The 24,999-nt window shown below is 55.1% G+C and carries 24 protein-coding genes; 17 read left to right on the top strand and 7 right to left on the bottom strand.

The window, feature by feature from the left end:
- Positions 1 to 51: 51 nt before the first annotated feature.
- A complete protein-coding gene (fumB, locus tag OGY07_RS20785; RefSeq protein WP_060569717.1) occupies positions 52 to 1,698 on the bottom strand; it encodes a class I fumarate hydratase in 1,647 nt (548 codons plus the stop codon).
- Between the two features lie 216 nt (positions 1,699 to 1,914).
- Here fumB and manA point away from each other — a divergent pair, with 216 nt between their 5' ends.
- Both manA and OGY07_RS20795 read left to right on the top strand, forming a co-directional pair.
- Entirely contained in the window at positions 1,915 to 3,090 is a 1,176-nt protein-coding gene (gene manA, locus OGY07_RS20790; RefSeq protein ID WP_286602902.1) for a mannose-6-phosphate isomerase, read from the top strand.
- A 101-nt stretch (positions 3,091 to 3,191) separates the two neighbouring features.
- Positions 3,192 to 4,694, top strand: coding sequence for a YdgA family protein (locus OGY07_RS20795; RefSeq protein ID WP_286602904.1), 1,503 nt, complete (start codon positions 3,192 to 3,194; stop codon positions 4,692 to 4,694).
- A 30-nt stretch (positions 4,695 to 4,724) separates the two neighbouring features.
- Here the strand turns inward: OGY07_RS20795 and OGY07_RS20800 are convergent, their stop codons facing one another.
- On the bottom strand, positions 4,725 to 5,753 hold the full coding sequence (locus OGY07_RS20800; protein ID WP_286602906.1) for a Mal regulon transcriptional regulator MalI: 1,029 nt from the start codon (positions 5,751 to 5,753) through the stop codon (positions 4,725 to 4,727).
- 177 nt (positions 5,754 to 5,930) lie between these two features.
- Here OGY07_RS20800 and malX point away from each other — a divergent pair, with 177 nt between their 5' ends.
- From malX to add, 3 genes are all read left to right on the top strand, one after another.
- Positions 5,931 to 7,523: a PTS maltose transporter subunit IICB gene (gene malX, locus OGY07_RS20805; protein WP_042282825.1), complete on the top strand. Its 1,593-nt coding sequence runs from the start codon at positions 5,931 to 5,933 to the stop codon at positions 7,521 to 7,523.
- Positions 7,524 to 7,533: 10 nt separating this feature from the next.
- Complete coding sequence (locus OGY07_RS20810; protein ID WP_286602910.1) at positions 7,534 to 8,706, top strand: MalY/PatB family protein; 1,173 nt, start codon at positions 7,534 to 7,536, stop codon at positions 8,704 to 8,706.
- A gap of 103 nt (positions 8,707 to 8,809) precedes the next feature.
- The gene (gene add / locus OGY07_RS20815) at positions 8,810 to 9,811 is read left to right on the top strand and encodes an adenosine deaminase (RefSeq protein ID WP_286602912.1); all 1,002 of its coding nucleotides are present in this window, start codon (positions 8,810 to 8,812) and stop codon (positions 9,809 to 9,811) included.
- A gap of 87 nt (positions 9,812 to 9,898) precedes the next feature.
- Here add and OGY07_RS20820 read toward each other — a convergent pair whose 3' ends face one another.
- Entirely contained in the window at positions 9,899 to 10,939 is a 1,041-nt protein-coding gene (locus OGY07_RS20820; RefSeq protein ID WP_286603416.1) for an oxidoreductase, read from the bottom strand.
- Positions 10,940 to 11,180: 241 nt separating this feature from the next.
- On the opposite strand from OGY07_RS20820, the gene blr reads away from it, so the two are divergent.
- The 12 genes from blr (at position 11,181) to gstA (ending at position 21,545) form a co-directional block, all read left to right on the top strand.
- Positions 11,181 to 11,306 (top strand): division septum protein Blr, encoded by a 126-nt coding sequence (gene blr, locus OGY07_RS20825; RefSeq protein ID WP_042284684.1) that lies wholly within the window; start codon positions 11,181 to 11,183, stop codon positions 11,304 to 11,306.
- A 297-nt stretch (positions 11,307 to 11,603) separates the two neighbouring features.
- Entirely contained in the window at positions 11,604 to 11,819 is a 216-nt protein-coding gene (gene ydgT / locus OGY07_RS20830; RefSeq protein ID WP_042282818.1) for a transcription modulator YdgT, read from the top strand.
- Between the two features lie 78 nt (positions 11,820 to 11,897).
- On the top strand, positions 11,898 to 12,338 hold the full coding sequence (locus tag OGY07_RS20835) for a DUF2569 domain-containing protein (RefSeq protein ID WP_042282816.1): 441 nt from the start codon (positions 11,898 to 11,900) through the stop codon (positions 12,336 to 12,338).
- A 76-nt stretch (positions 12,339 to 12,414) separates the two neighbouring features.
- Positions 12,415 to 12,996 carry an electron transport complex subunit RsxA gene (rsxA, locus tag OGY07_RS20840; RefSeq protein ID WP_042282814.1) on the top strand — a complete coding sequence of 194 codons (582 nt, stop codon included), beginning with the start codon at positions 12,415 to 12,417 and terminating at the stop codon, positions 12,994 to 12,996.
- Positions 12,996 to 13,574, top strand: coding sequence for an electron transport complex subunit RsxB (gene rsxB, locus OGY07_RS20845; RefSeq protein WP_042282812.1), 579 nt, complete (start codon positions 12,996 to 12,998; stop codon positions 13,572 to 13,574). Before rsxA ends, rsxB begins: the two co-directional genes overlap by 1 nt.
- Positions 13,567 to 15,705 (top strand): electron transport complex subunit RsxC, encoded by a 2,139-nt coding sequence (gene rsxC, locus OGY07_RS20850; protein WP_286602917.1) that lies wholly within the window; start codon positions 13,567 to 13,569, stop codon positions 15,703 to 15,705. Before rsxB ends, rsxC begins: the two co-directional genes overlap by 8 nt.
- A complete protein-coding gene (gene rsxD / locus OGY07_RS20855; protein ID WP_286602919.1) occupies positions 15,706 to 16,764 on the top strand; it encodes an electron transport complex subunit RsxD in 1,059 nt (352 codons plus the stop codon).
- A gap of 3 nt (positions 16,765 to 16,767) precedes the next feature.
- Positions 16,768 to 17,388, top strand: coding sequence for an electron transport complex subunit RsxG (gene rsxG / locus OGY07_RS20860; protein ID WP_042282807.1), 621 nt, complete (start codon positions 16,768 to 16,770; stop codon positions 17,386 to 17,388).
- A gap of 3 nt (positions 17,389 to 17,391) precedes the next feature.
- Complete coding sequence (locus tag OGY07_RS20865) at positions 17,392 to 18,090, top strand: electron transport complex subunit E (protein WP_042282805.1); 699 nt, start codon at positions 17,392 to 17,394, stop codon at positions 18,088 to 18,090.
- Positions 18,087 to 18,722 (top strand): endonuclease III, encoded by a 636-nt coding sequence (gene nth / locus OGY07_RS20870; protein WP_060569707.1) that lies wholly within the window; start codon positions 18,087 to 18,089, stop codon positions 18,720 to 18,722. Before OGY07_RS20865 ends, nth begins: the two co-directional genes overlap by 4 nt.
- Positions 18,723 to 19,328: 606 nt before the next feature.
- Entirely contained in the window at positions 19,329 to 20,834 is a 1,506-nt protein-coding gene (gene dtpA, locus OGY07_RS20875; protein WP_042282802.1) for a dipeptide/tripeptide permease DtpA, read from the top strand.
- 105 nt (positions 20,835 to 20,939) lie between these two features.
- Positions 20,940 to 21,545 carry a glutathione transferase GstA gene (gene gstA, locus OGY07_RS20880; protein WP_181821383.1) on the top strand — a complete coding sequence of 202 codons (606 nt, stop codon included), beginning with the start codon at positions 20,940 to 20,942 and terminating at the stop codon, positions 21,543 to 21,545.
- Positions 21,546 to 21,603: 58 nt separating this feature from the next.
- On the opposite strand, the gene pdxY is transcribed toward gstA, so the two are convergent.
- From pdxY to mliC, 4 genes are all read right to left on the bottom strand, one after another.
- On the bottom strand, positions 21,604 to 22,464 hold the full coding sequence (gene pdxY, locus OGY07_RS20885; RefSeq protein WP_042282799.1) for a pyridoxal kinase PdxY: 861 nt from the start codon (positions 22,462 to 22,464) through the stop codon (positions 21,604 to 21,606).
- 66 nt (positions 22,465 to 22,530) lie between these two features.
- Positions 22,531 to 23,805: a tyrosine--tRNA ligase gene (gene tyrS / locus OGY07_RS20890; RefSeq protein WP_042282796.1), complete on the bottom strand. Its 1,275-nt coding sequence runs from the start codon at positions 23,803 to 23,805 to the stop codon at positions 22,531 to 22,533.
- A 125-nt stretch (positions 23,806 to 23,930) separates the two neighbouring features.
- Entirely contained in the window at positions 23,931 to 24,587 is a 657-nt protein-coding gene (gene pdxH / locus OGY07_RS20895) for a pyridoxamine 5'-phosphate oxidase (protein WP_286602926.1), read from the bottom strand.
- A 58-nt stretch (positions 24,588 to 24,645) separates the two neighbouring features.
- The gene (mliC, locus tag OGY07_RS20900) at positions 24,646 to 24,969 is read right to left on the bottom strand and encodes a C-type lysozyme inhibitor (RefSeq protein WP_042282791.1); all 324 of its coding nucleotides are present in this window, start codon (positions 24,967 to 24,969) and stop codon (positions 24,646 to 24,648) included.
- Between the last annotated feature and the right edge of the window lie 30 nt (positions 24,970 to 24,999).

Raw genomic sequence — 24,999 nt, forward strand, 5'->3', positions numbered from 1 at the left:
CGTCGTTTGGTGGTTCGTGCGAAAAAAAACCGCCCCGTAGGGCGGCTGACGTTATTTCACGCAGCGTGCGCACTGCGACGTCTGAATCTGCTGGAAAAAGTCATTTCCTTTATCATCCACCAGGATAAAGGCCGGGAAATCTTCCACTTCGATCTTCCAGATCGCTTCCATGCCCAGTTCCGGGTATTCCACACATTCGAGGCTCTTGATGCTGCCCTGTGCCAGCACCGCCGCCGGGCCGCCAATACTGCCGAGGTAGAAACCGCCGTGCTTGTGACAGGCATCGGTGACCTGCTGGCTGCGGTTCCCCTTCGCCAGCATTATCATGCTGCCGCCGGCGGCCTGAAGCTGATCGACGTAAGAATCCATCCGACCTGCGGTAGTTGGGCCGAGCGAGCCCGATGCGTACCCTTCCGGCGTTTTCGCCGGACCGGCGTAATAGATGGGATGATCTTTCACATACTGCGGCAGGCCTTCGCCCCGATCCAGACGCTCTTTCAGTTTGGCATGGGCGATATCACGCCCCACAATAATGGTTCCGTTCAGAGACAGACGCGTGGAAACCGGGTACTGCGACAGTTGCGCCAGTATATCTTTCATCGGGCGGTTCAGGTCAACGCGCACCGCTTCCCCTTCGCCTGCTTTGCGCAGCGCCTCGGGAATATATTTACCCGGATTATGCTCCAGCTTTTCGATCCAGATCCCATCGCGGTTAATCTTCGCCTTGATGTTACGGTCCGCGGAACAGGAAACCCCCATCCCCACCGGACAGGACGCCCCGTGACGCGGCAGACGAATCACCCGGATATCATGAGCGAAATATTTGCCCCCGAACTGCGCGCCCAGTCCCAGATTTTGCGCTTCCACCAGCAGCTCTTTTTCCAGCTCAACGTCGCGGAAAGCCTGACCGTGTTCATTTCCTTCCGTTGGCAGCGCGTCATAATATTTCGCAGAGGCCAGTTTGACGGTTTTCAGGTTTGCTTCGGCAGACGTGCCGCCAATAACAAACGCGATGTGGTATGGCGGGCAGGCCGCGGTGCCCAGCGTGCGCATTTTATCGACCAGATAATTTTTCAGTTTACCCGGCGTCAGCAGCGCTTTGGTTTCCTGATACAGATACGTTTTATTCGCCGATCCCCCGCCCTTGGCGATACAGAGGAATTTATACTCATCGCCATCCACGCTATAAAGGTCAATCTGCGCTGGCAGGTTGGTGCCGGTATTCACTTCTTTATACATGTCCAGCGCGGCATTCTGCGAGTAGCGCAGGTTATCTTCGATATAGGTGTTATACACCCCGCGCGCCAGCGCAGCCTCATCGCCGCCGCCAGTCCACACGCGTTGCCCTTTTTTGCCGACAATAATCGCTGTACCGGTGTCCTGGCAGGTCGGCAAAATGCCTTTCGCGGCGATGTCGGAATTGCGTAGAAACTGCAGCGCAACGTACTTGTCGTTTTCGCTGGCTTGTGGGTCAAGCAGAATATCGGCGACCTGCTGCTGATGCGCCGGGCGCAGCATGAACGAGGCGTCATGGAAGGCCTGTTGCGCCAGCAGCGTGAGCGCCTGTGGCGCAACTTTCAGGATCTCTTGTCCTTCAAATTCGGCCACGGAAACGTGTTCACTGGTCAGCAGATAGTATTCGGTATCATCCTTTTTAAGGGGAAAAGGATCCTGATAAAAGAAGGGTTTGTTTGACATTGATCTCTCACTTACTGCTCGGTCTGATTATCTTAGGCTTCAGGGCAGATGTTCCTTTGCCCTCGTTAAAAGCGAGTTACACTATCCTACACAATTTTTTAACAAAAACTGAGACAAGTACGACTTTTTGCGTGCACAGGTTACATCCCGCGGGTTTCTTGGTTTAATAACCGCATTCATTTCCACCTCATTTTAAAATTGAAACAGGGCATTGAAATGCAAAAACTTATCAACTCGGTGCAGAACTATGCGTGGGGCAGTAAAACGGCGCTGACGGAGCTTTACGGCATGGCTAACCCGCAGCAGCAGCCGATGGCGGAGCTGTGGATGGGCGCGCACCCAAAAAGCAGCTCTCAGGTGGTTGATGCTAACGGCCAAACCGTGTCGCTACGTGACGTCATCGAAAAGCATAAATCCACCCTGCTGGGCGATGCGGTTGCTGAGCGTTTTGGAGAGCTGCCCTTCCTGTTTAAAGTCCTTTGCGCCGCACAACCGCTGTCCATTCAGGTGCATCCGAACAAACGTAATTCTGAAACAGGCTTTGCCCGGGAAAATGCCGCCGGGATCCCGCTGGATGCCGCCGAGCGCAACTACAAAGATCCGAACCATAAGCCAGAGCTGGTTTTTGCCCTGACGCCGTTCCTGGCGATGAACGCATTTCGCGAGTTCTCTGAGATCGTCTCCCTACTGCAACCGGTCGCTGGCGCTCACACCGCTATCGCGCATTTTCTGGAAACCCCCAATGCTGAACGGCTGAGTGAACTGTTCGCCGGTCTGCTGAATATGCAGGGGGAAGAAAAATCCCGCGCGCTGGCGATTCTGAAAGCCGCTCTGGAAAATCAGCAAGGCGAACCGTGGCAGACGATTCGTCTTATCGCCGAGTTTTACCCGGATGACAGCGGCCTGTTTTCGCCGCTGCTGTTAAACGTGGTGAAACTGAATCCGGGAGAAGCCATGTTCCTGTTCGCTGAAACGCCGCATGCCTATCTGCAGGGTGTGGCGCTGGAAGTGATGGCCAATTCCGATAACGTTTTGCGCGCCGGACTGACGCCAAAATATATCGATATTCCGGAACTGGTCGCCAACGTCAGATTCGACGCTAAGCCAGCCAACCAGTTGTTAACAACGCCGGAGAAAAACGGTGCGGAACTGGACTTCCCTATTCCGGTAGATGATTTCGCCTTCTCGTTGCACGACCTGTCCGCGCAGGAAACGCCCGTCGCGCAGCAAAGCGCGGCGATTCTGTTCTGCGTGGAAGGCGAAGCTGTGCTCAGCAAAGGCGAGCAACGTCTGGTGTTGAAGCCCGGCGAGTCTGCGTTCATCAGCGCTGCGGAGTCGCCGATCATGGCCAGTGGCGTGGGCCGTTTAGCGCGGGTCTACAACAAGTTCTAGCAACTTACTGAATTTTTTAACAACTCTTGCTAAGCTAGTAAGAGGTCTTTGCGTTCTCCAGGCGGCCCGGGCTGCCTGGTTTCATTTTATGGATAAACAATATGAAAAAATCGCTGGTAGCTGCGAGTGTCATCGTCGCACTCGGTATCGTCTGGACGGGCGGTGCATGGTACACAGGTAAGAAGCTGGAAACCCATCTTTCTGAGATGGTCAGTCAGGCCAATGAGCAAATTAAGCGCAGCGCGCCGCAGGCGAATGTGGAACTTGGCTATCAAAACTATCAGCGCGGCGTGTTCAGCAGCCAGCTGCAACTGGTGCTTAAGCCGGTTGCCGGCAAAGAAAATCCGTGGCTGAAAGCGGGCCAGAGCGTGGTTTTCAATGAGTCTGTCGATCATGGTCCTTTCCCCTTCGCGCAGTTAAAAACCCTGAATCTCATCCCGTCAATGGCCTCGGTGAAAACCACCCTGCAAAATAACGAGGTCAGCAAGCCGCTGTTTGATCTCGCCAAAGGCGAAGCTCCCTTTGAGATCAACTCCCGTATAAGCTACAGCGGCGATACGCGTTCGGTGATGGCGGTGAAGCCGCTGAATTACGAGAATGAGACCGATAAAGTTGCCTTTAGCGGCGGCGAGTTCATCTTCAACGCCGACAAAGAAGGCAAAGAGGTGTCGCTTTCCGGTGAAGCGCAGAGTGGTCTGGTGAACGCAGTAAACGAATATGGTCAGAAGGTTCAGTTCACCTTCAACAATCTTAAGACCGAAGGTTCCAGCACCCTCGCGAGCTTCGGCGAGCGCGTTGGCGATCAGAAACTGACCCTCGATAAAATGGCGATCTCTGTTGAAGGCAAAGAGATGGCGCTGCTCGAAGGTATGGAAATTAACGGCAAAACCGATCTGGTCAACGACGGCAAAACCATTAACAGCCAGTTGGATTATTCGCTTAACAGCCTGAAAGTGCAGAATCAGGATCTGGGTAGCGGTAAGCTGACGCTGAAAGTGGGCCAGATAGACGGCGAAGCATGGCATCAGTTTAGCCAGCAGTATAATGCGCAAACCCAGGCGCTGTTGACACAGCCGGAAATCGCAGATAACCCGGAACTCTATCAGCAAAAAGTGACCGAGGCGTTCTTCAGCGCCCTGCCGCTGCTGATGAAAGGTGAACCGGTGGTGACGGTCGCGCCGCTGAGCTGGAAAAACGCAAAAGGTGAAACCACCTTTAACCTGTCCCTGTTCCTGAAAGACCCGGCAACCGCGCAGGGCGAGCCGAAGACGCTGGCCGATGAAGTCGACCGTTCGGTGAAATCACTTGACGGCAAATTAGCCATCCCCATGGATATGGCCGTTGAGTTCATGACGCAGATTGCCAAACTGGAAGGTTACCAGCAGGAGCAGGCGGAAAAACTGGCTACGCAGCAGGTCAAAGGTCTGTCAGCCATGGGGCAGATGTTCCGGGTGACCACCCTGGAAGACAACACCATTGGCAGCAGCCTGCAGTACGCTAACGGCCAGGTGACGCTGAACGGGAATAAAATGCCGCTGGAAGAATTTGTCGGCTTGTTCGGCATGGCGTCATTGCCGGTGCCAGACGCACCGACGCAGCCGTAAGGCCCCCTCTGAACCCCTCGTCTGAGGGGTTTATTTTTGTATCACCAGCCGCGCCGATAACGTCTGGTTACGGTTGTGTCCGTCATCATGGCCGATGCGTTGCAGTATGCGTTCCGCCAGGGAATACCCCATTTCGCGCGCCGGCGTTGTGGCCCAGACAATAGGCAAATCATCCAGCGCGTTTTCCGGAACGTCGGCAAACGCCCCCAGTGAAATCTGCTGTTCAAAGTAACGATCGACGCCGACCTCGCCGCTCTGGCGACCGGCGCGCATCAGGCCAAACCACGCGCCCATGGCGATCACTTCGTTATAGCAGACCACGGCGCTGATGGTCGGATTTCGTCGTAGCAACGTGGTGATGGCCTCAGCCGCCTGTTTTTGGCTGGTGGCGCACTCCAGCACCCAGTCACTGTGAAACGGCAGACCATATTTCAACAGCGTGGCGCAGTAGCCGCCCACGCGTTCGGCCCGGGTCAAAGAGGAGCTTTGCCCGCCTAACCAGGCAATACGCTGATGGCCGTGGCGGATGAGATGCTCCGTCAGCAACTGTGCCGCCTGCATATTGTCGGGGCGCACAGTATCCACGTCGTCGGGATAGCTGGCGCGAGAGGCAAACACCACGGGAATGCCCTTTTCTTCCGCCATCACGCGTAGCGTCTCACTGCTCCCCGCAGCGCCGGCGATGATCACCCCATCGACACCCTGATTCAGTAACATCGTAAAACGCTGTTCCAGCTGTTCGCCGTCATGTCCGCCATGCAGCAGAAAGACCATCCGTCCCTGCGACTCCAGCGCTTCGGTCAAGCCCGCGGTGAGCTCCGCGTAAAACCGGGCGGATAAATCACGAACGATCAGCCCAACAACGCCGCTCTGTCCTCCCCGCAGCGCGGAAGCCTGACGGTTGCGCACAAAGCCCAGTTCTTCGATCGCCGCATTGACGCGCTCGCCGGTGGCGGTTGAAATACGTCCTTTACCGCTGAGCACCAGCGAAACCGTACTGACCGACACCCCCGCCGCCAGCGCCACATCGTGGATAGTGATTTTTTTGGCTATAGCCATGGAAACAACAAACTCCCCTGCTAACGTGACAGATAAAACGTTTTATCAATCACTTATATTTATACGCCCTATTATCCTTCGATAATGTGATTTGCGCCGCACTAAAATAAGGTAAAACGTTTTATCTTTCCGCTCAAATTTACGCGTTACCGATGGATTTTCACAAGGAGTCGTTAGATGACGGCAAAAACAGCACCCAAAATCACGTTATGGGAATTTTTCCAGCAGTTGGGCAAAACCTTCATGCTGCCCGTCGCTTTACTGTCGTTTTGCGGCATTATGCTGGGCATCGGCAGTTCGTTAAGCAGCCACGATGTGCTGACTCTGCTTCCGGCGTTGGGCAATCCGGTCCTGCAGGCGATCTTCACCTGGATGAGCAAAGTCGGTTCATTCGCCTTTAGCTTCCTGCCGGTCATGTTCTGCATCGCGATTCCTTTAGGTCTGGCGCGCGAAAACAAAGGCGTCGCCGCGTTCGCCGGTTTCGTCGGCTATGCGGTGATGAACCTTGCGGTTAACTTCTGGCTAACCGCAAAAGGCATTCTGCCCGCCACCGACCCGGCGGTGCTGAAAGCCAATAACATCCAGAATATCCTCGGGATCCCGTCCATCGACACCGGGATCCTCGGCGCGGTCATCGCCGGTATTATCGTCTGGATGCTGCACGAACGTTTTCACAATATTCGTCTGCCGGATGCGCTGGCATTCTTCGGCGGGACCCGCTTTGTGCCGATTATCTCTTCCGTGGTCATGGGCCTGGTGGGTCTGGTCATTCCACTGGTTTGGCCGGTATTTGCGATGGGCATCAGCGGACTCGGTCATATGATTAACAGCGCGGGCGACTTTGGCCCTATGTTGTTTGGTACCGGCGAACGTCTGCTGTTACCGTTTGGTTTACATCACATTCTGGTTGCGCTGATTCGCTTTACCGACGCAGGCGGTACCCAGGAAGTGTGCGGTCATACGGTGAGCGGCGCCCTGACTATCTTCCAGGCGCAGTTGAGCTGCCCTACCACACAGGGTTTCTCTGAAAGCGCAACCCGCTTCCTCTCACAGGGTAAAATGCCCGCGTTTCTCGGTGGCTTACCGGGAGCCGCATTAGCGATGTATCACTGCGCCCGGCCTGAAAATCGCCATAAAATCAAAGGACTGTTGATATCTGGCCTGATCGCGTGCGTCGTGGGCGGCACCACGGAACCGCTGGAATTTTTATTCCTGTTCGTTGCCCCGGTACTGTATGTGATTCACGCGTTACTGACGGGTCTGGGTTTCACCATTATGTCGGTGCTGGGCGTGACCATCGGCAACACTGACGGCAATATTATCGATTTTGTCGTGTTTGGTATTCTGCACGGCCTGTCGACCAAGTGGTATCTGGTGCCAGTGGTAGCCGCTATCTGGTTCGCGGTGTACTACGTCATTTTCCGCTTCGCCATCACCCGCTTTAATCTGAAAACGCCGGGTCGCGACAGTGACATCGCCAGCACGATAGAAAAAGCCGTTGCCGGCGCGCCGGGTAAATCGGGCTATAATGTGCCAGCCATTCTGGCGGCGCTGGGCGGTGCCGATAATATCGTCAGCCTTGATAACTGCATCACCCGCCTGCGTCTGTCGGTGAAGGATATGTCGCTTGTGAACGTACAGGCGCTCAAGGACAACCGCGCCATTGGGGTGGTTCAGTTGAATCAGCATAATTTGCAGGTGGTCATTGGTCCGCAGGTTCAGTCGGTGAAAGACGAAATGGCGGGTCTGATGAATACCGTTCAGGCATAAGGGCTACGCTATGTTCGATTTTTCAACCGTTGTTGACAGGCATGGGACCTGGTGCACCCAATGGGATTACGTTGCCGACCGTTTTGGTTCTGCCGATCTGCTGCCGTTTACCATTTCCGATATGGATTTCGCGACGGCGCCCTGTATCCTGGAGGCGCTGCACCAGCGCCTCGCTCACGGCGTACTGGGCTACAGCCGCTGGCAAAATGATGCGTTTCTCGGCGCCATCGCCTCCTGGTTCGATCAACGGCACAACACCACGATCGACACCGGTTCGCTGGTGTATGGCCCCTCGGTGATCTATATGGTGTCGGAATTAATTCGCCAGTGGTCCGCGCCGGGTGACGGCGTGGTTGTCCATACGCCTGCCTATGACGCTTTTTACAAAGCCATAGAGGGCAATCAGCGCACCGTGATTCCCGTCGCCCTGGAAAACCCCCGTGCGGGATGGATCTGCGATCGGGATAAACTGGAAGCGGCGCTGGCGCGACCGGAGAGTAAAATTCTGTTGCTGTGCAGCCCGCACAACCCGACCGGTAAAGTCTGGACGCGCGGTGAACTGGAGATCATGGCGGCGCTGTGCGAGCGCCACGGCGTTCGGGTTATTTCCGATGAAATTCATATGGACATGGTGTGGGGAGAACAGCCGCACATTCCCTGGTGCAACGTGGCGAACGGCAACTGGGCGCTGTTAACCTCCGGCTCGAAGAGCTTCAATATTCCGGCGCTTACTGGCGCGTATGGCCTGATACAAGATGAACAGAGCCGTACTCGTTATCTCAATGCGCTAAAAGGTCGCGATGGTCTGTCGTCGCCTGCCGTCCTGGCGCTGACCGCGCACATCGCAGCCTACGAGCAAGGCGCGCCCTGGCTGGATGCGCTTCGCGGTTACCTGAAGGATAATTTGCGTTATGTTGCCGATACGCTTAACGGCGCCTTTCCGGAACTGGCCTGGCAACCGCCGCAGTCAACGTATCTGGCGTGGATCGATCTGCGTTCGCTGAAGATTGATGATCATGCATTGCAGTCTGCGCTTATTCATCAGCAAAAAATCGCCATAATGCCCGGCTTTACCTATGGCGATGAGGGGCGCGGCTTTGTGCGTTTAAATGCCGGTTGCCCGCGTTCGAAACTTGAACAAGGCGTCTCCGGCCTGATAAAGGCGATTCGTGCCGTCCGCTAACGCACCGTTGCGCAATGAAATTAATCATTGCGCAACATAGCTTTTCACCGGGATTTGTTTTTATAATAGCGCGCACTTTTCTATTCAAATAATGAGTGCGACCATGATTGATACTTCCCTGCCGTTAACTGACATTCATCGCCACCTGGATGGCAACATCCGCGCCCAGACCATCCTCGACCTTGGTCGCCAGTTCAATTTGACGCTTCCAGCCCAGACGCTCGACACGTTGATCCCCCATGTACAGGTGACCGCGACGGAACCCGATCTGGTCAGTTTCCTCTCTAAGCTGGACTGGGGAGTCAAAGTATTAGGCTCCCTGGACGCCTGCCGCCGCGTGGCGTTCGAGAACGTTGAAGATGCCGCCCGAAATGGCCTGCACTACGTTGAACTGCGATTTTCTCCGGGTTATATGGCCATGACGCATAACCTCCCGATCGCGGGCGTGGTGGAAGCGGTCATCGCGGGTGTACGCGAAGGTTGCGAAGCCTTCGGCGTGGCGGCGCGTTTGATTGGCATCATGAGCCGCACTTTTGGCGAAGCCGCCTGTTTGCAAGAGCTCGAGGCGCTTCTGGCGCACCGCGATCAGATCACCGCGTTGGATCTCGCCGGAGATGAACTGGGCTTCCCGGGCAGTTTGTTCCTGTCGCATTTTAACCGGGCCCGTGACGCTGGGTGGCGCATTACCGTTCATGCGGGAGAAGCCGCGGGCCCGGAAAGCATCTGGCAGGCAATTCGTGAGCTGGGCGCAGAGCGCATCGGACACGGAGTGAAAGCCGTTGAGGATCCTGCGTTGATGGACTTTCTTGCGGAGCAGCGCATCGGAATTGAGTCCTGCCTGACATCAAATATACAGACCAGCACCGTGGCATCGCTGGCGGCGCATCCGCTGAAAACTTTCCTTGAGCACGGCGTACTGGCCAGTCTGAACACCGACGATCCGGCAGTACAGGGCGTAGATATTATTCATGAGTATACCGTCGCGGCGCCGGCTGCGGGTCTGACGCGCGAACAGATTCGCCAGGCGCAGATCAACGGTCTGGAAATCGCTTTTCTGAGTGCGCAGGAAAAACAGGCGCTGCGCGAAAAAGTGGCGGCAGCGTAAAGGACGGTGCCGGATGGCGGTGATGCCTTATCCGGCCTACTGCATAAGCCTGCCCGGCGGGCGATAGCGCCGCCGGGCAGATAGCTCTTACGTCAGACTCAGCGTCGAACGGTGTTTAGCCGACTCAATACCAAGCTCAATCAATTCCATAATCTGAATCGCCTGGCTTGCAGGTACCGGGTTTTCTCCATTACCGTTCAGCGCGTCGCGGATCCCGGCGTAATACGCCGGATAATTCCCCGGAACGGTCAGCCAGGTCTCTTCGACGCGCGTTTCGCCTTCCACGCGGGTAAGCACGCCGTCGCGCATGTCGTAGCCCCAGTCTTCCTGTGGCAGACGCTCGCCGTTTTTCAGCCGCTCTTCCTGCGGGTCAAGGCCATATTTCACATAGCTTCCCCGCGAACCGTGTACGATATAGCGCGCCGATTCCGCCGCCGCCAGCATCGTTCCATGCAAAATCACCCGACGCTGGGGATAAGAGAGCGTGGCGTGAAAATAGTCGGTTGACTGGGCCCCCGGACGCAGTTGCGCCAGATCGACGGTCATACTGACCGGCAGACCAAACAGATTGATTGCCTGATCCAGCAGATGCGGCGCCAGATCGTACCAGATACCGCTACCTGGCCCGCCCTGTTCGCGCCAGCGATCGCGGACCTGCGGGCGGAAGCGGTCAAAGTGAGACTCAAAATAGGCCACTTCCCCCAGCACGCCCTCTGACAGCATCGCTTTCAGGGTCAGAAAATCGCTGTCCCAACGGCGGTTATGAAAGACGGAAAGCACCCGTCCAAGGCTACGCGCCAGCGCATCCAGTTCGCGAGCTTGTGACAGTGTCACGGTAAAAGGCTTATCAACCACCACGTGCTTACCGGCTTCCAGCGCGGCTTTCGCCAGCGGGAAATGGGTGTCGTTAGGGGTGGGAATGACAATCAGGTCAATATTGGGGTCGTTAAACAAATGCTTTGGCTCAGAGACAACGGCCACGGCAGGCCAGTCCGCCTTCACCTTGGCTGCATCGCTGCTGGAAATGACGGCCAGTTCCAGACCGGGTGTACCATCAATTAACGGCGCGTGGAACGTCTTGCTGGCGTATCCATAGCCAATCAATCCTACGCGGATATTGTCACTCATCATGTTGCCTCTCGTTTCAGTCTGTGACCATTTCACACTATCCATAATCGTCTAACAATAGTTTACTTCGCCCCGCAGCAGAAAGGCGAAGAGTTAACTTAAGTCAAACAACCGTCATTTAAGCGCCGTCCGGGGTAATAAAGTGACTGAAACCGTTCCCGAAACCCTTGCTGGCTTAACTTTCGCTAAGTAAAATTCGCCGTCTGTGTTTAAGGATAAATCAAAGCAAATGTCGTCAGTGATCAATCGTATTATCGAATTAACGGGTTGGGTGGTTCTTGCATTTTCCGTGGTGCTGCTGGGCGTGGCTAATCATATTGATAATTACCAGCCGCCAGAGCAAACCGCAGTCGTTCAGAAAAAATGATGCTCTCCCGCCAGGCGGCTTGCGTCGTCTGGCGTTCAGCAACGGGCTTTTAAATACAGAAAAGGCTGAAAAAGTATCTGAAAAAGGTAAATCTGCCGCTTACCGCGCCTGCGCATATTGCCAGTTTCAATGAAGCAGGATAACCTTCTGGCCAGTGCCGTCTGGCACGGCTTTAGCTGTTAAGAAATCACTTATTTTGCATTGGTATCCCGGGCGACCTGGTCAGGGATCGTTTGTTTATTTTTTTTTACGTTCGCAACTCAATAGGCATTATTTTTATATTAGGGATCCCTGTTTATGACCGTTCAGGATTATTTATTAAAATTCCGCAAAATTAGTTCACTTGAAAGTCTGGAAAAGTTGTTCGACCATCTCCATTACACGCTTACCGACGATCGGGACATCATCAATATGTATCGCGCTGCCGATCACCGTCGCGCGGAACTGGTATCCGGCGGTCGCCTGTTTGATGTGGGTCAAGTGCCAAAGTCCGTCTGGCGTTACGTCCAATAAGAAAGTAGCGCTTGCCAGCAAAAGCTTTATAATAACCGCCCCAAAAAGAACGGTACGTCTGGCAATTCCGGAGATTTTATGACCACAACCCCGGCACAACGCATTGGAGGCTGGTTACTTGGCCCACTGGCCTGGCTTTTAGTCGCGTTGTTAAGTGCTTCACTGGCCCTTTTTCTTTACGCTACGGCGCTCGCAACGCCGCAAACGTTCAGAATGTTGTCAGAACAAAGCGGGGGCAATCTGGTTTTATGGGGCGTTTCTTTTCTTACCGCGATCGCCATGTGGTATTACACCCTGTGGTTGACGATTGCGTTCTTTAAGCGCAGACGTTGTGTGCCAAAGCACTATATTGTCTGGTTGCTGGTGTCGGTTTTGCTGGCGATCAAATCCTTTGCCTTTTCGCCCGTGCCCGATGCTCTTGCCGTACGTCAGCTGCTGTTTCCGCTGTTGGCGGCAGCACTGCTGGTGCCCTATTTCAAACGCTCTGCGCGCGTGAAATCGACTTTCGTGAACCCGTAATAACCATACAGTTAACCTGTTGTCGCCTGCTGTAGATTGTCAGATAATAGGCGGCTTTTTTATTTCAGGCCGAAATATGACTGATTACCTGCTGCTGTTTATCGGAACTGTGCTGGTCAATAACTTTGTACTGGTGAAGTTTCTGGGGCTTTGTCCGTTTATGGGGGTGTCCAAAAAACTGGAAACCGCCATGGGAATGGGCCTCGCAACGACGTTCGTGATGACCCTGGCCTCGATCTGCGCATGGCTGATTGATACCTGGATCCTGATTCCGCTCAATCTGATTTATCTGCGCACGCTGGCCTTTATTCTGGTTATCGCGGTTGTTGTACAGTTCACCGAAATGGTGGTGCGTAAGACCAGCCCGGCGCTTTATCGCCTGTTGGGGATTTTCTTACCGTTGATCACCACCAACTGTGCAGTACTGGGCGTCGCGCTGCTGAATATCAACCTTGGTCACACTTTTTTACAGTCGGCGCTGTACGGATTTTCCGCCGCCGTCGGTTTTTCGTTGGTCATGGTGCTGTTTGCCGCCATTCGCGAGCGCCTCGCCGTGGCGGATGTCCCTGCCCCCTTTCGCGGTAACGCGATTGCGCTGATCACGGCAGGGTTAATGTCTCTGGCTTTTATGGGCTTTAGTGGTTTGGTGAAGTTGTAATGAATGCTTTCTGGATTGCCGTTGCCGCCTTGAGCCTGCTGGGCCTGGTGTTCGGCGCCATTCTGGGCTATGCCTCCCGCCGCTATGCGGTGGAAGATGATCCGGTCGTCGAAAAAATTGATGAAATTTTACCGCAAAGCCAGTGTGGGCAGTGCGGTTACCCCGGCTGTCGTCCCTACGCGGAAGCTATCGGTAGCCAGGGTGAGAAAATCAACCGCTGTGCGCCCGGCGGCGAAGCGGTGATGCTTAAAATCGCTGAACTGTTGAATGTCGATCCGCAGCCGATAGACGGCGATGAACAGGCCATTGCGCCTGTGCGTATGCTGGCCGTAATTGATGAAGCCAACTGTATCGGCTGCACGAAGTGCATTCAGGCCTGCCCTGTTGACGCGATTGTCGGTGCGACGCGCGCCATGCACACGGTGATGAGCGATCTCTGTACCGGCTGCAATCTCTGCGTCGATCCTTGCCCGACACAGTGTATCGAACTGCGCCCGGTCGCCGAGACGCCTGACAGTTGGAAGTGGGATTTAAACACGATCCCCGTGCGCATTATCCCCGTGGAACAACATGCTTAAGTTATTCTCTGCTTTCAGAAAAAATAAGATCTGGGATTTCGATGGCGGTATTCATCCGCCAGAAATGAAATCGCAGTCCAACGGAACGCCGCTGCGTCAGGTCCCCCTGGCGCAGCGCTTCGTTATTCCCCTAAAACAGCACATTGGCGCCGAGGGCGAACTGTGCGTTGCTGTCGGTGAGCACGTATTGCGGGGACAGCCGTTAACCCGTGGGCGCGGAAAAATGCTGCCGGTACATGCGCCCACCTCCGGAACGATAGCGGCAATTGCCCCGCACTCCACCGCCCATCCCTCCGCCCTCGCTGAACTGAGCGTGATCATTGATGCCGACGGCGAAGACCGCTGGATTGAGCGTGAAGGTTGGTCGGACTACACCTCGCATAGTCGCGAAGAATTAATCACCCGCATCCACCAGTATGGCGTTGCGGGTCTTGGCGGCGCGGGCTTCCCAACCGGCGTAAAACTGCAGGGCGGCGGTGATAAAATCGAAACGCTGATCGTCAACGCGGCGGAATGTGAACCTTACATTACCGCTGACGATCGCCTGATGCAGGACTGTGCCGCGCAGGTCGTCGAGGGGATCCGCATCCTTGCGCATATCCTCCAGCCACGCGAGGTTCTGATTGGTATTGAAGATAACAAACCGCAGGCCATTTCGATGTTGCGCGCCGTGTTGGCCGACGCTCATGACATCTCCCTGCGCGTGATCCCCACTAAATATCCCTCAGGCGGCGCGAAACAACTTACCCAGATCCTGACCGGCAAACAGGTGCCCCACGGCGGTCGTTCTTCCGATATCGGCGTGCTGATGCAAAACGTCGGTACCGCCTATGCCGTTAAACGTGCGGTAATTGATGGTGAACCCATTACCGAACGCGTGGTGACGCTGACAGGCGAAGCCGTCAGTCGCCCCGGCAACGTCTGGGCGCGACTGGGTACGCCGGTGCGTCATCTTCTGAACGACGCGGGATTCTGCCCATCAGCCGATCAAATGGTGATCATGGGCGGCCCGCTAATGGGCTTCACTCTGCCCTGGCTCGATGTGCCGGTGGTCAAAATCACTAACTGTCTGCTGGCGCCTTCCGCAACCGAAATGGGCGAACCCCAGGAAGAAAAAGGCTGTATTCGCTGCAGCGCCTGTGCGGACGCCTGCCCGGCCGATCTACTGCCGCAACAGCTTTACTGGTTCAGTAAAGGGCAGCAGCATGATAAAGCCACCGCGCACAACATTGCTGACTGCATTGAATGCGGCGCCTGCGCATGGGTATGCCCGAGCAATATTCCTCTGGTGCAATATTTCCGTCAGGAAAAAGCCGAACTGAACGCCATAAGCCAGGAAGAAAAACGGGCGGCGGAAGCCAAAGCGCGATTTGAAGCACGTCAGGCGCGTCTGGAACGCGAAAAAGCGGCACGCCTTGAGCGCCATAAAAAAGCGGCGGTCCAGCCAGCGGCGAAAGACCAGGACGCCATCGCTGCAGCCCTTGCGCGAGTGAAACAAAAACAAGCTCAGGCAACTCAGCCGGTTATCATCCAGGCCGGGGAAAAACCGGATAACAGCGCGGTCATTGCCGCCCGGGAAGCGCGTAAGGCTCAGGCGCGCGCAAAACAGGCGGAAAATAGTGTCACCACGGATACCGACCCGCGTAAAGCGGCGGTCGAAGCCGCTATTGCCCGCGCGAAAGCGCGTAAGCTGACACAGCAGGCAACGGACGAACAGGCCGCGCCCGCCGAACCGGTGGACCCGCGTAAAGCGGCGGTTGAGGCCGCCATTGCCCGCGCGAAAGCGCGTAAGCTGGCGCAGCAGGCAACGGACGAACAGGCCGCGCCTGCCGAGCCGGTGGACCCGCGTAAAGCGGCGGTTGAAGCCGCCATTGCCCGCGCGAAAGCGCGTAAGCTGACACAGCAGGCAACGGACCAACAGGCCTCGTCCGCCGAACCGGTCGATCCGCGTAAAGCGGCGGTTGAAGCCGCCATTGCCCGCGCGAAAGCGCGTAAGCTGGCGCAGCAGGCAACGGACGAACAGGCCGCGCCCGCCGAACCGGTCGATCCGCGTAAAGCGGCGGTTGAAGCCGCCATTGCTCGCGCGAAAGCCAAAAAAGCCGCTCAGCAGCAGGTTGTCAACGAGGAATAAATGGTATTCAGAATCGCAAGTTCTCCTTACACGCATAACCAGCGTCAGACATCACGCATTATGCTGCTGGTTTTACTCGCCGCCGTACCGGGTATTGCCGCACAGCTGTGTTTTTTTGGCTGGGGCACGCTTTTTCAGATTGTGCTTGCAGGCATCAGCGCCGTTCTCGCAGAAGCCGCGGTGCTCAGACTGCGTAAACAGCCGGTTCTGTCCGTTTTAAAAGACAATTCCGCTGTGTTGACCGGATTGCTGTTGGCCGTCAGTATTCCGCCGCTGGCCCCCTGGTGGATGGGGGTTCTCGGTACCGTTTTTGCCGTGATTATCGCCAAACAGCTGTATGGCGGCCTGGGTCAGAATCCGTTTAACCCGGCAATGATTGGCTACGTTGTCCTGCTCATCTCCTTCCCCGTTCAGATGACAAGCTGGCTACCGCCACATGAGATTGCCGCGCTATCGCCAGGCCTGATGGATGCGCTTCAGGTGATCCTGACCGGTCATACCGCCAGCGGTAACGATATGAATAGCTTGCGGATGGGCATTGACGGGATCAGTCAGGCCACGCCGCTGGATACCTTTAAAACTGCGCTGCATGCGGGGCGCTCTGTTGATCAGATCCAGCAATACCCTATTTACCGCGGCGCGTTTGCGGGTGTGGGCTGGCAGTGGGTCAATCTGGCATGGCTGGCTGGCGGTGTCTGGTTGCTGTGGAAAAAAGCGATTCGCTGGCATATTCCGGTCAGCTTTCTGCTCTCGTTAAGTGTCTGCGCAACGCTGGGCTGGTTTTTCGCCCCCGACGCCCTGGCCTCACCGTCAATCCACCTGCTTTCCGGTGCGACCATGCTCGGCGCGTTCTTTATTTTGACCGATCCGGTAACGGCCTCGACCACAAATCGGGGTCGTCTGGTGTTCGGCGCGCTTGCGGGGCTGCTGGTTTGGCTCATCCGCAGCTTTGGCGGTTATCCGGATGGCGTAGCCTTCGCCGTGCTGCTGGCGAATATTACGGTTCCGCTGATCGATTATTACACCCGTCCGCGGGTGTATGGCCATCGCAAAGGATAATCCATGCTGAAAACGATTCGTAAACATGGCATCACGCTGGCGCTGTTTGCAGCAGGCTCAACCGGACTGACCGCCGCCATCAATATGATGACCAAAACGACCATCGACGAGCAGGCCGCTCTCCAGCAAAAAGCGCTTTTTGATCAGGTGCTGCCCGCCGATCGCTATAACAATCAGCTACAGAACCGTTGTTTCATCGTTAGCGCCCCGGCGCTGGGGAAAGGCGAGCACCGCGTTTATATCGCCGAGAAAAACGGCACTCCCGTCGCGGCGGTAATGGAAGCGACGGCGCCTGATGGTTACTCCGGCGCGATTCAACTGCTGGTTGGCGCAGACTTCAACGGCACGGTTTTAGGCACGCGGGTTACCGAACATCACGAAACGCCAGGGCTGGGCGATAAAATCGAACGGCGCTTGTCAGACTGGATCACGCATTTCAGCGGTAAATCGATCCAGGGCGCAAACGACAGTCGCTGGGCAGTAAAAAAAGATGGCGGCGACTTTGACCAGTTTACTGGCGCGACCATTACGCCTCGCGCAGTGGTTAACGCCGTGAAGCGCGCTGGACTTTATGCACAAACGTTGCCCGCGCAACTTTCACACCTTCCCGCCTGTGGAGAATAGACCATGAGCGAAATCAAAGACGTTATTGTCCAGGGGTTATGGAAAAACAACTCCGCGCTGGTTCAGCTGTTGGGCTTATGCCCTCTACTGGCGGTGACCTCAACGGCAACCAATGCGTTGGGCCTGGGACTTGCCACTACACTGGTGCTGACGCTCACCAACCTGACCGTTTCAGCGTTACGCCGCTGGACGCCAGCGGAAATTCGTATCCCGATTTATGTCATGATCATCGCGTCGGTGGTGAGCGCCGTGCAGATGCTGATCAACGCCTATGCCTATGGTCTATACCAGTCGTTAGGCATCTTTATTCCGCTTATCGTGACCAACTGCATCGTGGTGGGCCGCGCGGAAGCTTTTGCGGCGAAGAAAGGACCGGCGCTTTCGGCGCTTGACGGTTTCGCTATCGGCATGGGCGCCACTGGCGCGATGTTCGTGTTGGGGTCACTGCGTGAGATCCTCGGTAACGGCACCCTGTTTGACGGCGCGGACAGCCTGCTGGGAAGCTGGGCGAAAGTGCTGCGGATTGAAATTTTCCACACCGATTCCCCTTTCCTGCTGGCGATGTTGCCGCCGGGCGCCTTCATTGGGCTTGGCCTGATGCTGGCAGTGAAATACCTTATTGACGAGAAAATGAAAAAACGCCGCGCCAGCGTGGCGGTCGCAACGGAACTGCCCTCTGGCGAAACAGGGAATGCCTCATGAACAAAACGAAACGGCTGGAAATTTTAACCCGCTTGCGTGACAACAATCCGCACCCGACAACGGAACTGAACTTCAATTCGCCTTTTGAACTGTTGATCGCGGTCCTGCTGTCGGCCCAGGCCACCGACGTGAGCGTTAATAAAGCCACCGCGAAGCTTTACCCGGTCGCCAATACCCCTGCCGCCATGCTCGCGCTTGGCGTGGAGGGCGTTAAGTCATACATCAAGACAATCGGCTTGTTTAACAGCAAGGCCGAAAACGTCATCAAAACCTGCCGTATCTTGCTGGAAAAACATCAGGGTGAAGTACCCGAAGATCGCGCTGCGCTGGAAGCTCTGCCGGGCGTTGGTCGCAAGACCGCTAACGTCGTGCTTAACACCGCATTTGGCTGGCCCACCATCGCCGTAGATACGCATATTTTCCGCGTCTGTAACCGAACCCAGTTCGCGCCAGGTAAAAACGTTGAGCAGGTAGAAGAAAAGCTGCTGAAAGTGGTTCCCGCAGAGTTTAAAGTTGACTGCCATCACTGGCTGATTCTGCATGGCCGCTACACCTGCATTGCGCGTAAACCGCGCTGCGGCTCCTGCATTATTGAAGATCTTTGCGAATACAAAGACAAAGTCGACTTTTGACCGACCGGGGCGTCAGCCCGCCCCGTCATAACCCTTTGTTATCCTCTCCATGTCCGGTTCGTTGCCGACAATCCTATCGCCTGACATCCAGACCCTAATGGAATATGCGGGTGTTTAAACACTTATCCAGGTTAATCATTTTTTTGATAGCAAAAATTTCTATCCAATTGTGATCGCGATCAAACTGATAACCCTATGTAAATTATTTTATTCATTCTGGTTAAATTCAGCTGCAAATGCCCCGCTCAAAACTTTTATTGACAATACAATACACTGGCTATTTTTCAGATATTGGCCTATATCACTGCCTTAATCGTCAAATAGCAGAACATATTGCCACCGTCCCCTTTCACGCCCTCTTCATTAGCGTAAAAATCTGCCTTTTTACGATTAAAGAAATTTAACGCTGGATAACATTTCTTATGCCCGTTGAATTCACCACTTCAGATATATGTAACAGATTATTACAAAGGACTTGTCTGAAAGTGCAAGATAGTGAACATTACTTGCCGTTTCCCCTCCCACTATAACAATTTCACGGCTGCGTAAGACGCATCACGTGACAGAACACCCCCGTTAATATGGGATGTAAAAAAAGAGGTATAAGTGTCTACTGCAAACAATAAACCAACGGAAAGCGTCAGTCTGAACGCTTTCAAACAACCGAAAGCGTTCTATCTCATCTTCTCGATTGAGCTCTGGGAGCGTTTTGGTTATTACGGCCTGCAAGGGATCATGGCCGTTTACCTGGTTAAACAACTGGGTATGTCTGAAGCGGATTCTATCACCCTGTTCTCCTCCTTTAGCGCCCTGGTTTACGGTCTGGTCGCCATTGGTGGTTGGTTAGGGGATAAAGTACTGGGCACCAAGCGCGTGATTATGCTTGGTGCGATCGTGTTGGCTATTGGTTATGCGCTGGTCGCCTGGTCCGGTCACGATGCCGGGATCGTTTATATGGGGATGGCAGCCATTGCAGTGGGTAACGGCTTGTTTAAAGCCAACCCGTCTTCCCTGCTGTCTACCTGCTATGCCAAAGATGACCCGCGTCTTGATGGCGCATTTACCATGTACTACATGTCCGTCAACATCGGTTCATTCTTCTCCATGCTGGCGACACCATGGCTGGCTGCGCGTTACGGCTGGAGCACCGCGTTTGCACTGAGCGTTGTCGGTATGCTGATCACCGTTGTTAACTTCGCCTTCTGCCAGCGCTGGGTGAAAAACTACGGTTCGAAACCTGACTTCGAGCCTGTCAACTATCGCAACCTGCTGCTGACCATTGTTGGCGTTGTCGCGCTGATCGCCGTTGCGACCTGGCTGCTTCACAACCAGGAAATCGCGCGCATGGCGCTGGGCGTGATCGCCCTCGGTATCGTGATTATTTTTGCGAAAGAAGCCTTTTCCATGCAGGGCGCGGCACGCCGAAAAATGATTGTCGCCTTCATTCTGATGCTGGAAGCGATCATCTTCTTCGTTCTGTACAGCCAGATGCCAACCTCGCTGAACTTCTTCGCGATCCGTAACGTTGAGCACTCCATTCTGGGTATCGCGTTCGAGCCGGAACAGTATCAGGCGCTGAACCCGTTCTGGATCATCATCGGTAGCCCGATCCTCGCCGCTATCTATAACAAAATGGGCGACACCCTGCCGATGCCGATGAAATTCGCGCTGGGTATGGTGCTGTGCTCCGGTGCGTTCCTCGTGCTGCCGCTGGGTGCGAAATTCGCCACCGACGCAGGCATCGTCTCCGTTAACTGGCTGATTATTTGCTACGGCCTGCAAAGTATCGGTGAACTGATGATCTCCGGTCTGGGTCTGGCGATGGTGGCGCAACTGGTTCCGCAGCGTCTGATGGGCTTCATCATGGGGAGCTGGTTCCTGACGACCGCTGGCGCGAATATCATCGGCGGTTACGTCGCGAACATGATGGCTGTACCAGAAAACGTTACCGACCCGCTGATGTCTCTCGAAGTATACGGTCGCGTCTTCCTGCAGATTGGTGTGGCTACCGCCGTTATTGCAGCGCTGATGCTGCTTACTGCGCCGAAGCTGAACCGCATGACCCTGGACGACAACAACGACCAGAAAGCGTCTAAAACCGCTACCGCGTAAGACGTTGGGAAACACAAACGAGAGCCGCTAACTTTGCGTTAGCGGCTTTTTTTTTGTTCGCTCTCGCACTAGGATACGGTAAACCTCAGTTGAAAGGAGTAACCGATGAAACTGTTCTATAAGCCAGGCGCCTGTTCTCTTGCTTCCCATATTACCCTTCGCGAGAGCGGCAAAGATTTCACCCTTGAAGGGGTGGACTTGATGAAAAAGCGGCTGGAAAACGGCGATGACTTTTTCGCGGTTAACCCAAAAGGGCAAGTTCCGGCGCTATTGCTTGACGATGGCACTTTGCTGACGGAAGGCGTGGCGATCATGCAGTATCTCGCAGACAGCGTGCCGGATCGCCAACTGCTGGCGCCGGTGGGCAGTATTTCACGTTATAAGACGCTGGAATGGCTTAACTATATCGCTACTGAGCTGCACAAAGGCTTCACCCCGCTGTTTCGCCCGGATACGCCAGAAGAGTACAAACCCGCCGTCCGCGCTTTGCTGGAGAAAAAACTGCAGTACGTCGATGAATCACTCAAAGAGGGTCAGTGGATTTGCGGTCAGCGTTTTACCATTGCCGACGCCTATCTTTTTACCGTACTGCGCTGGGCAAGCGCGGTGAAGCTGAATATGGCGAGCTTAAACCATATTGCAGAGTATATGCAGCGAGCGGCAGAACGTCCGGCCATTGCCGCGGCGCTTAAGGCGGAAGGGTTGAAATAGCCGGACTGGCTTAGCCGGGTATCGCTAGCGCTTACCCGGCCTACGTTACGACAACCGCTTATAAGCGGGTCGCGCTGAAATAGTGCTCTGGTCTGGCGATACGATCCTGCGCCGCCACCACCTGCAGTTCATATTCCTGCATTTCCCGGGTTGCGATCATAATCTCATACACCGCCGCGGTGACATGTTCCAGCGCCTGCTGAAGGGTTGCTCCCTGCAACAGTTTTACCAACAGCAAACCGCTGGTGACGTCGCCAACCCCCACCGGCTGGCGCGTGCCGAAATCGACCAACGGACGGCTGATGTGCCAGGCTTCTTCTGCCGTTACCAGCAGCATTTCAAAACGCTCCATGCTGAAGCCTGCGCGCGCCAGATGTTTCACCAGGACAATCTGTGGACCCTGCGCGATTAACTCACGGGCTGCCGCGACAGCGTCTTCTACGCTGTTCACCGCATGTTCGCACAGGATTTCCAGCTCAATCAGGTTAGGCGCAATGATGTCGCTTGCGGGAAGCGCATGACGAACGTGAAACTCAGCGACGCCTGGCGCCACGATGCAGCCCTTTTCCGGGTGTCCCATGACCGGGTCGCAAAAATATTTTGCCGCCGGATTCGCCGCTTTCACCTGGCGGACGATCCCCAGAATATGCTCACCTTGCTCCGCAGATCCCAGATAACCGCTCAGCACTGCATCACAGCGCTTGAGCTGATCGATATCGGCGATACCCTGCACAATTTCGCTCAGATGCGACGGTGGCATAACACACCCCGTCCATTTGCCGTACTGCGTGTGATTAGAGAATTGTACCGTATTGAGGGGCCAGACGTTGGCGCCGAGGCGGCGCATTGGGAACTCCGCAGCGCTGTTGCCAGCATGTCCAAAAACCACATGGGACTGGATGGCGAGGATATTCTTCATTTTTTGCTTACCACAACCCTGAAAAAAGAAAGGGGCGTAGTTTCCCACGCCCCTGCTGACTTATTGTTACTTCCAGCACACCAGACAGTAATTCTTCTTGCCGCGACGCAGCAGCGTGTAGCGGCCATACAGACGATCGCTTTCCGCGAAGACATACTCCGGATCGGACTGCTTTGCGCCGTTAATGGTGATCGCGTTCGAGGCGATAGTTTTACGCGCCTGACCGCGAGAAGGCTGCAGCTCGGCATCCACCAGCGCCTGCATCAGATCCGCGCCCTTTTCCATCTCAACCATCGGAACGCCGTCCTGCGCAAGCTGTTCGAAGTCCGCTTCGCTCAGATCGCTCAGCGTCCCGTTGAACAGACTCTCGGTGATGCGTTTCGCCGCCACCAGACCTTCTTCACCGTGGACCAGACGCGTCACCTGCTCAGCCAGCACGTACTGGGCGCGAGGCGCTTTGCCGCTGTTTTTGTCTTCTTCTTCCAGCGCGTTGATCTCTTCAATATCCATAAAGGTGAAGAATTTCAGGAAGCGATACACATCGGCATCGGCGGTGTTGATCCAGAACTGGTAAAATTTGTAAGGACTGGTTTTCTTCGGATCCAGCCACACTGCGCCGCCTTCGGTTTTACCAAACTTGGTGCCATCGGCTTTGGTGATCAGCGGAACGGTCAGCCCGAACACCTGGTTCTGATGCAGACGACGGGTCAGGTCGATACCGGAAGTAATGTTGCCCCACTGGTCCGAACCGCCAATTTGCAGCGTCACGCCGTGAAGTTTATTCAGGCAGGCAAAGTCGTAACCTTGCAGAAGATTGTAGGAGAACTCGGTAAACGAGATACCCTGATCGTCACGATTCAGGCGCTGCTTCACCGCTTCTTTGTTGATCATCTGGTTAACGGAGAAATGCTTACCGATATCGCGCAGGAAGGTCAGCACGTTCATGTTGCCGAACCAGTCATAGTTGTTCGCTGCGATGGCGGAATTGTCGCCGCAGTCGAAATCGAGGAACGGCGCAACCTGTTTACGGATTTTGTCTACCCACTCCTGAACGGTGTCTTCCGTGTTCAGTTTACGCTCGGCGGCTTTGAAGCTCGGGTCGCCAATCAGACCCGTTGCGCCGCCAACCAGCGCGACGGGCTTATGACCAGCCTGCTGGAAGCGTTTCAGGCATAACAAGGGAACCAGATGCCCCAAATGCAAGCTGTCAGCGGTAGGATCGAAGCCGCAATAGAGCGCGATCGGGCCTTGCGCCAGTCGCTCTGCTAACGCTTCCTCGTCCGTCACCTGGGCTACCAGCCCCCGCTCTTGCAATTGTTTAATCAAGTTACTGCTTGCCATCAAAATCTCCATGTATAAAACGACTGCACCTTTGCCGGTACACGACTTTTCGCCAGACGCGAAAGCTCTATAGAATAAAGCGCCGGGGCACGCAGCGCTAGCGCTTAAAACAACATTTTCGGGGTTTACGGGGCGAGCCGATCAATTTTCCACGCGTTATTTTCCCGCTGATAGAGAAAGCGATCATGCAGACGGTGCTCACCACCCTGCCAAAACTCCATTTGCTCGATGCTGATGCGGAATCCGCCCCAGAAGCTGGGCAGCGGTACGTCGCCCTGTTGGAACTTCTGTTTCAGCTCAAGGAATTTACTTTCGAGGATCCCGCGTGCGGAAATTCGGCTGGACTGCTTAGAGACCCAGGCGCCTATCTGGCTGTCTCGCGGACGGCTGTGGAAATACTTGATCACTTCGAGCGTCGACAACCGTTCTGCCTGACCGGTAACCATCACCTGACGTTCCAGCATATGCCACGGGAACAGCAGGCTGACGCGCGGATTATTTTCAATTTGATGCGCTTTGCGGCTTCCGAGGTTGGTGTAGAAGACCAGCCCTTTTTCATCATAGTGCTTGAGGAGGACGATACGCTGGTACGGTTGGCCATTTTCATCGACCGTGGCGACGACCATCGCGGTGGGATCGGCCAGTCTGGCTTCACATGCCTGAGCCAGCCAGCGTTCGAAAAGGGTTAATGGTTCAGCGGGGAGATCGTGGCGACGCAGGCCACCTTTCGTGTATTCACGGCGCAGGTGCGCGATTTGCTGCAATTCGTCGTTATCAGACATGGTGTTCGCTACGGATTGTCAGTGGGTGGCGCTATTGTGCGCCGCCCTGTTGAAAATCTCAACGCTTCGGGTTTTGTAACTGACAGTTATTCAACACGATGCGGTCGCGCTTATAAACGGTGGCGCTGTCGCCCTTCGACCAGAAAACATAAATGCCGTCGGTGTACCGCGCGCCGGAGGCTGATACGCCCTGCTTGAGAGTCAGCAGCTTATTATCATAAATAAAGCTAACGTCCTGGCGGGTGTTATTCGATTTAACGGTTAGCGGTTTTTCGTCGCACTGGTATTCCAGCGTGTCCGTTTGCATCCGCTCGACAAACTGGTTATAGACGCTGCAGCCTGACAGCATAAGCGGAAGGCAGAGGAGTAAGAGTTTTTTCATAGCCGTATCCTGAAGACTTTCCTGGTCATG

The sequence above is a fragment of the Citrobacter sp. Cs237 genome (assembly GCF_030332325.1).
GTDB lineage: Bacteria > Pseudomonadota > Gammaproteobacteria > Enterobacterales > Enterobacteriaceae > Citrobacter_A > Citrobacter_A sedlakii.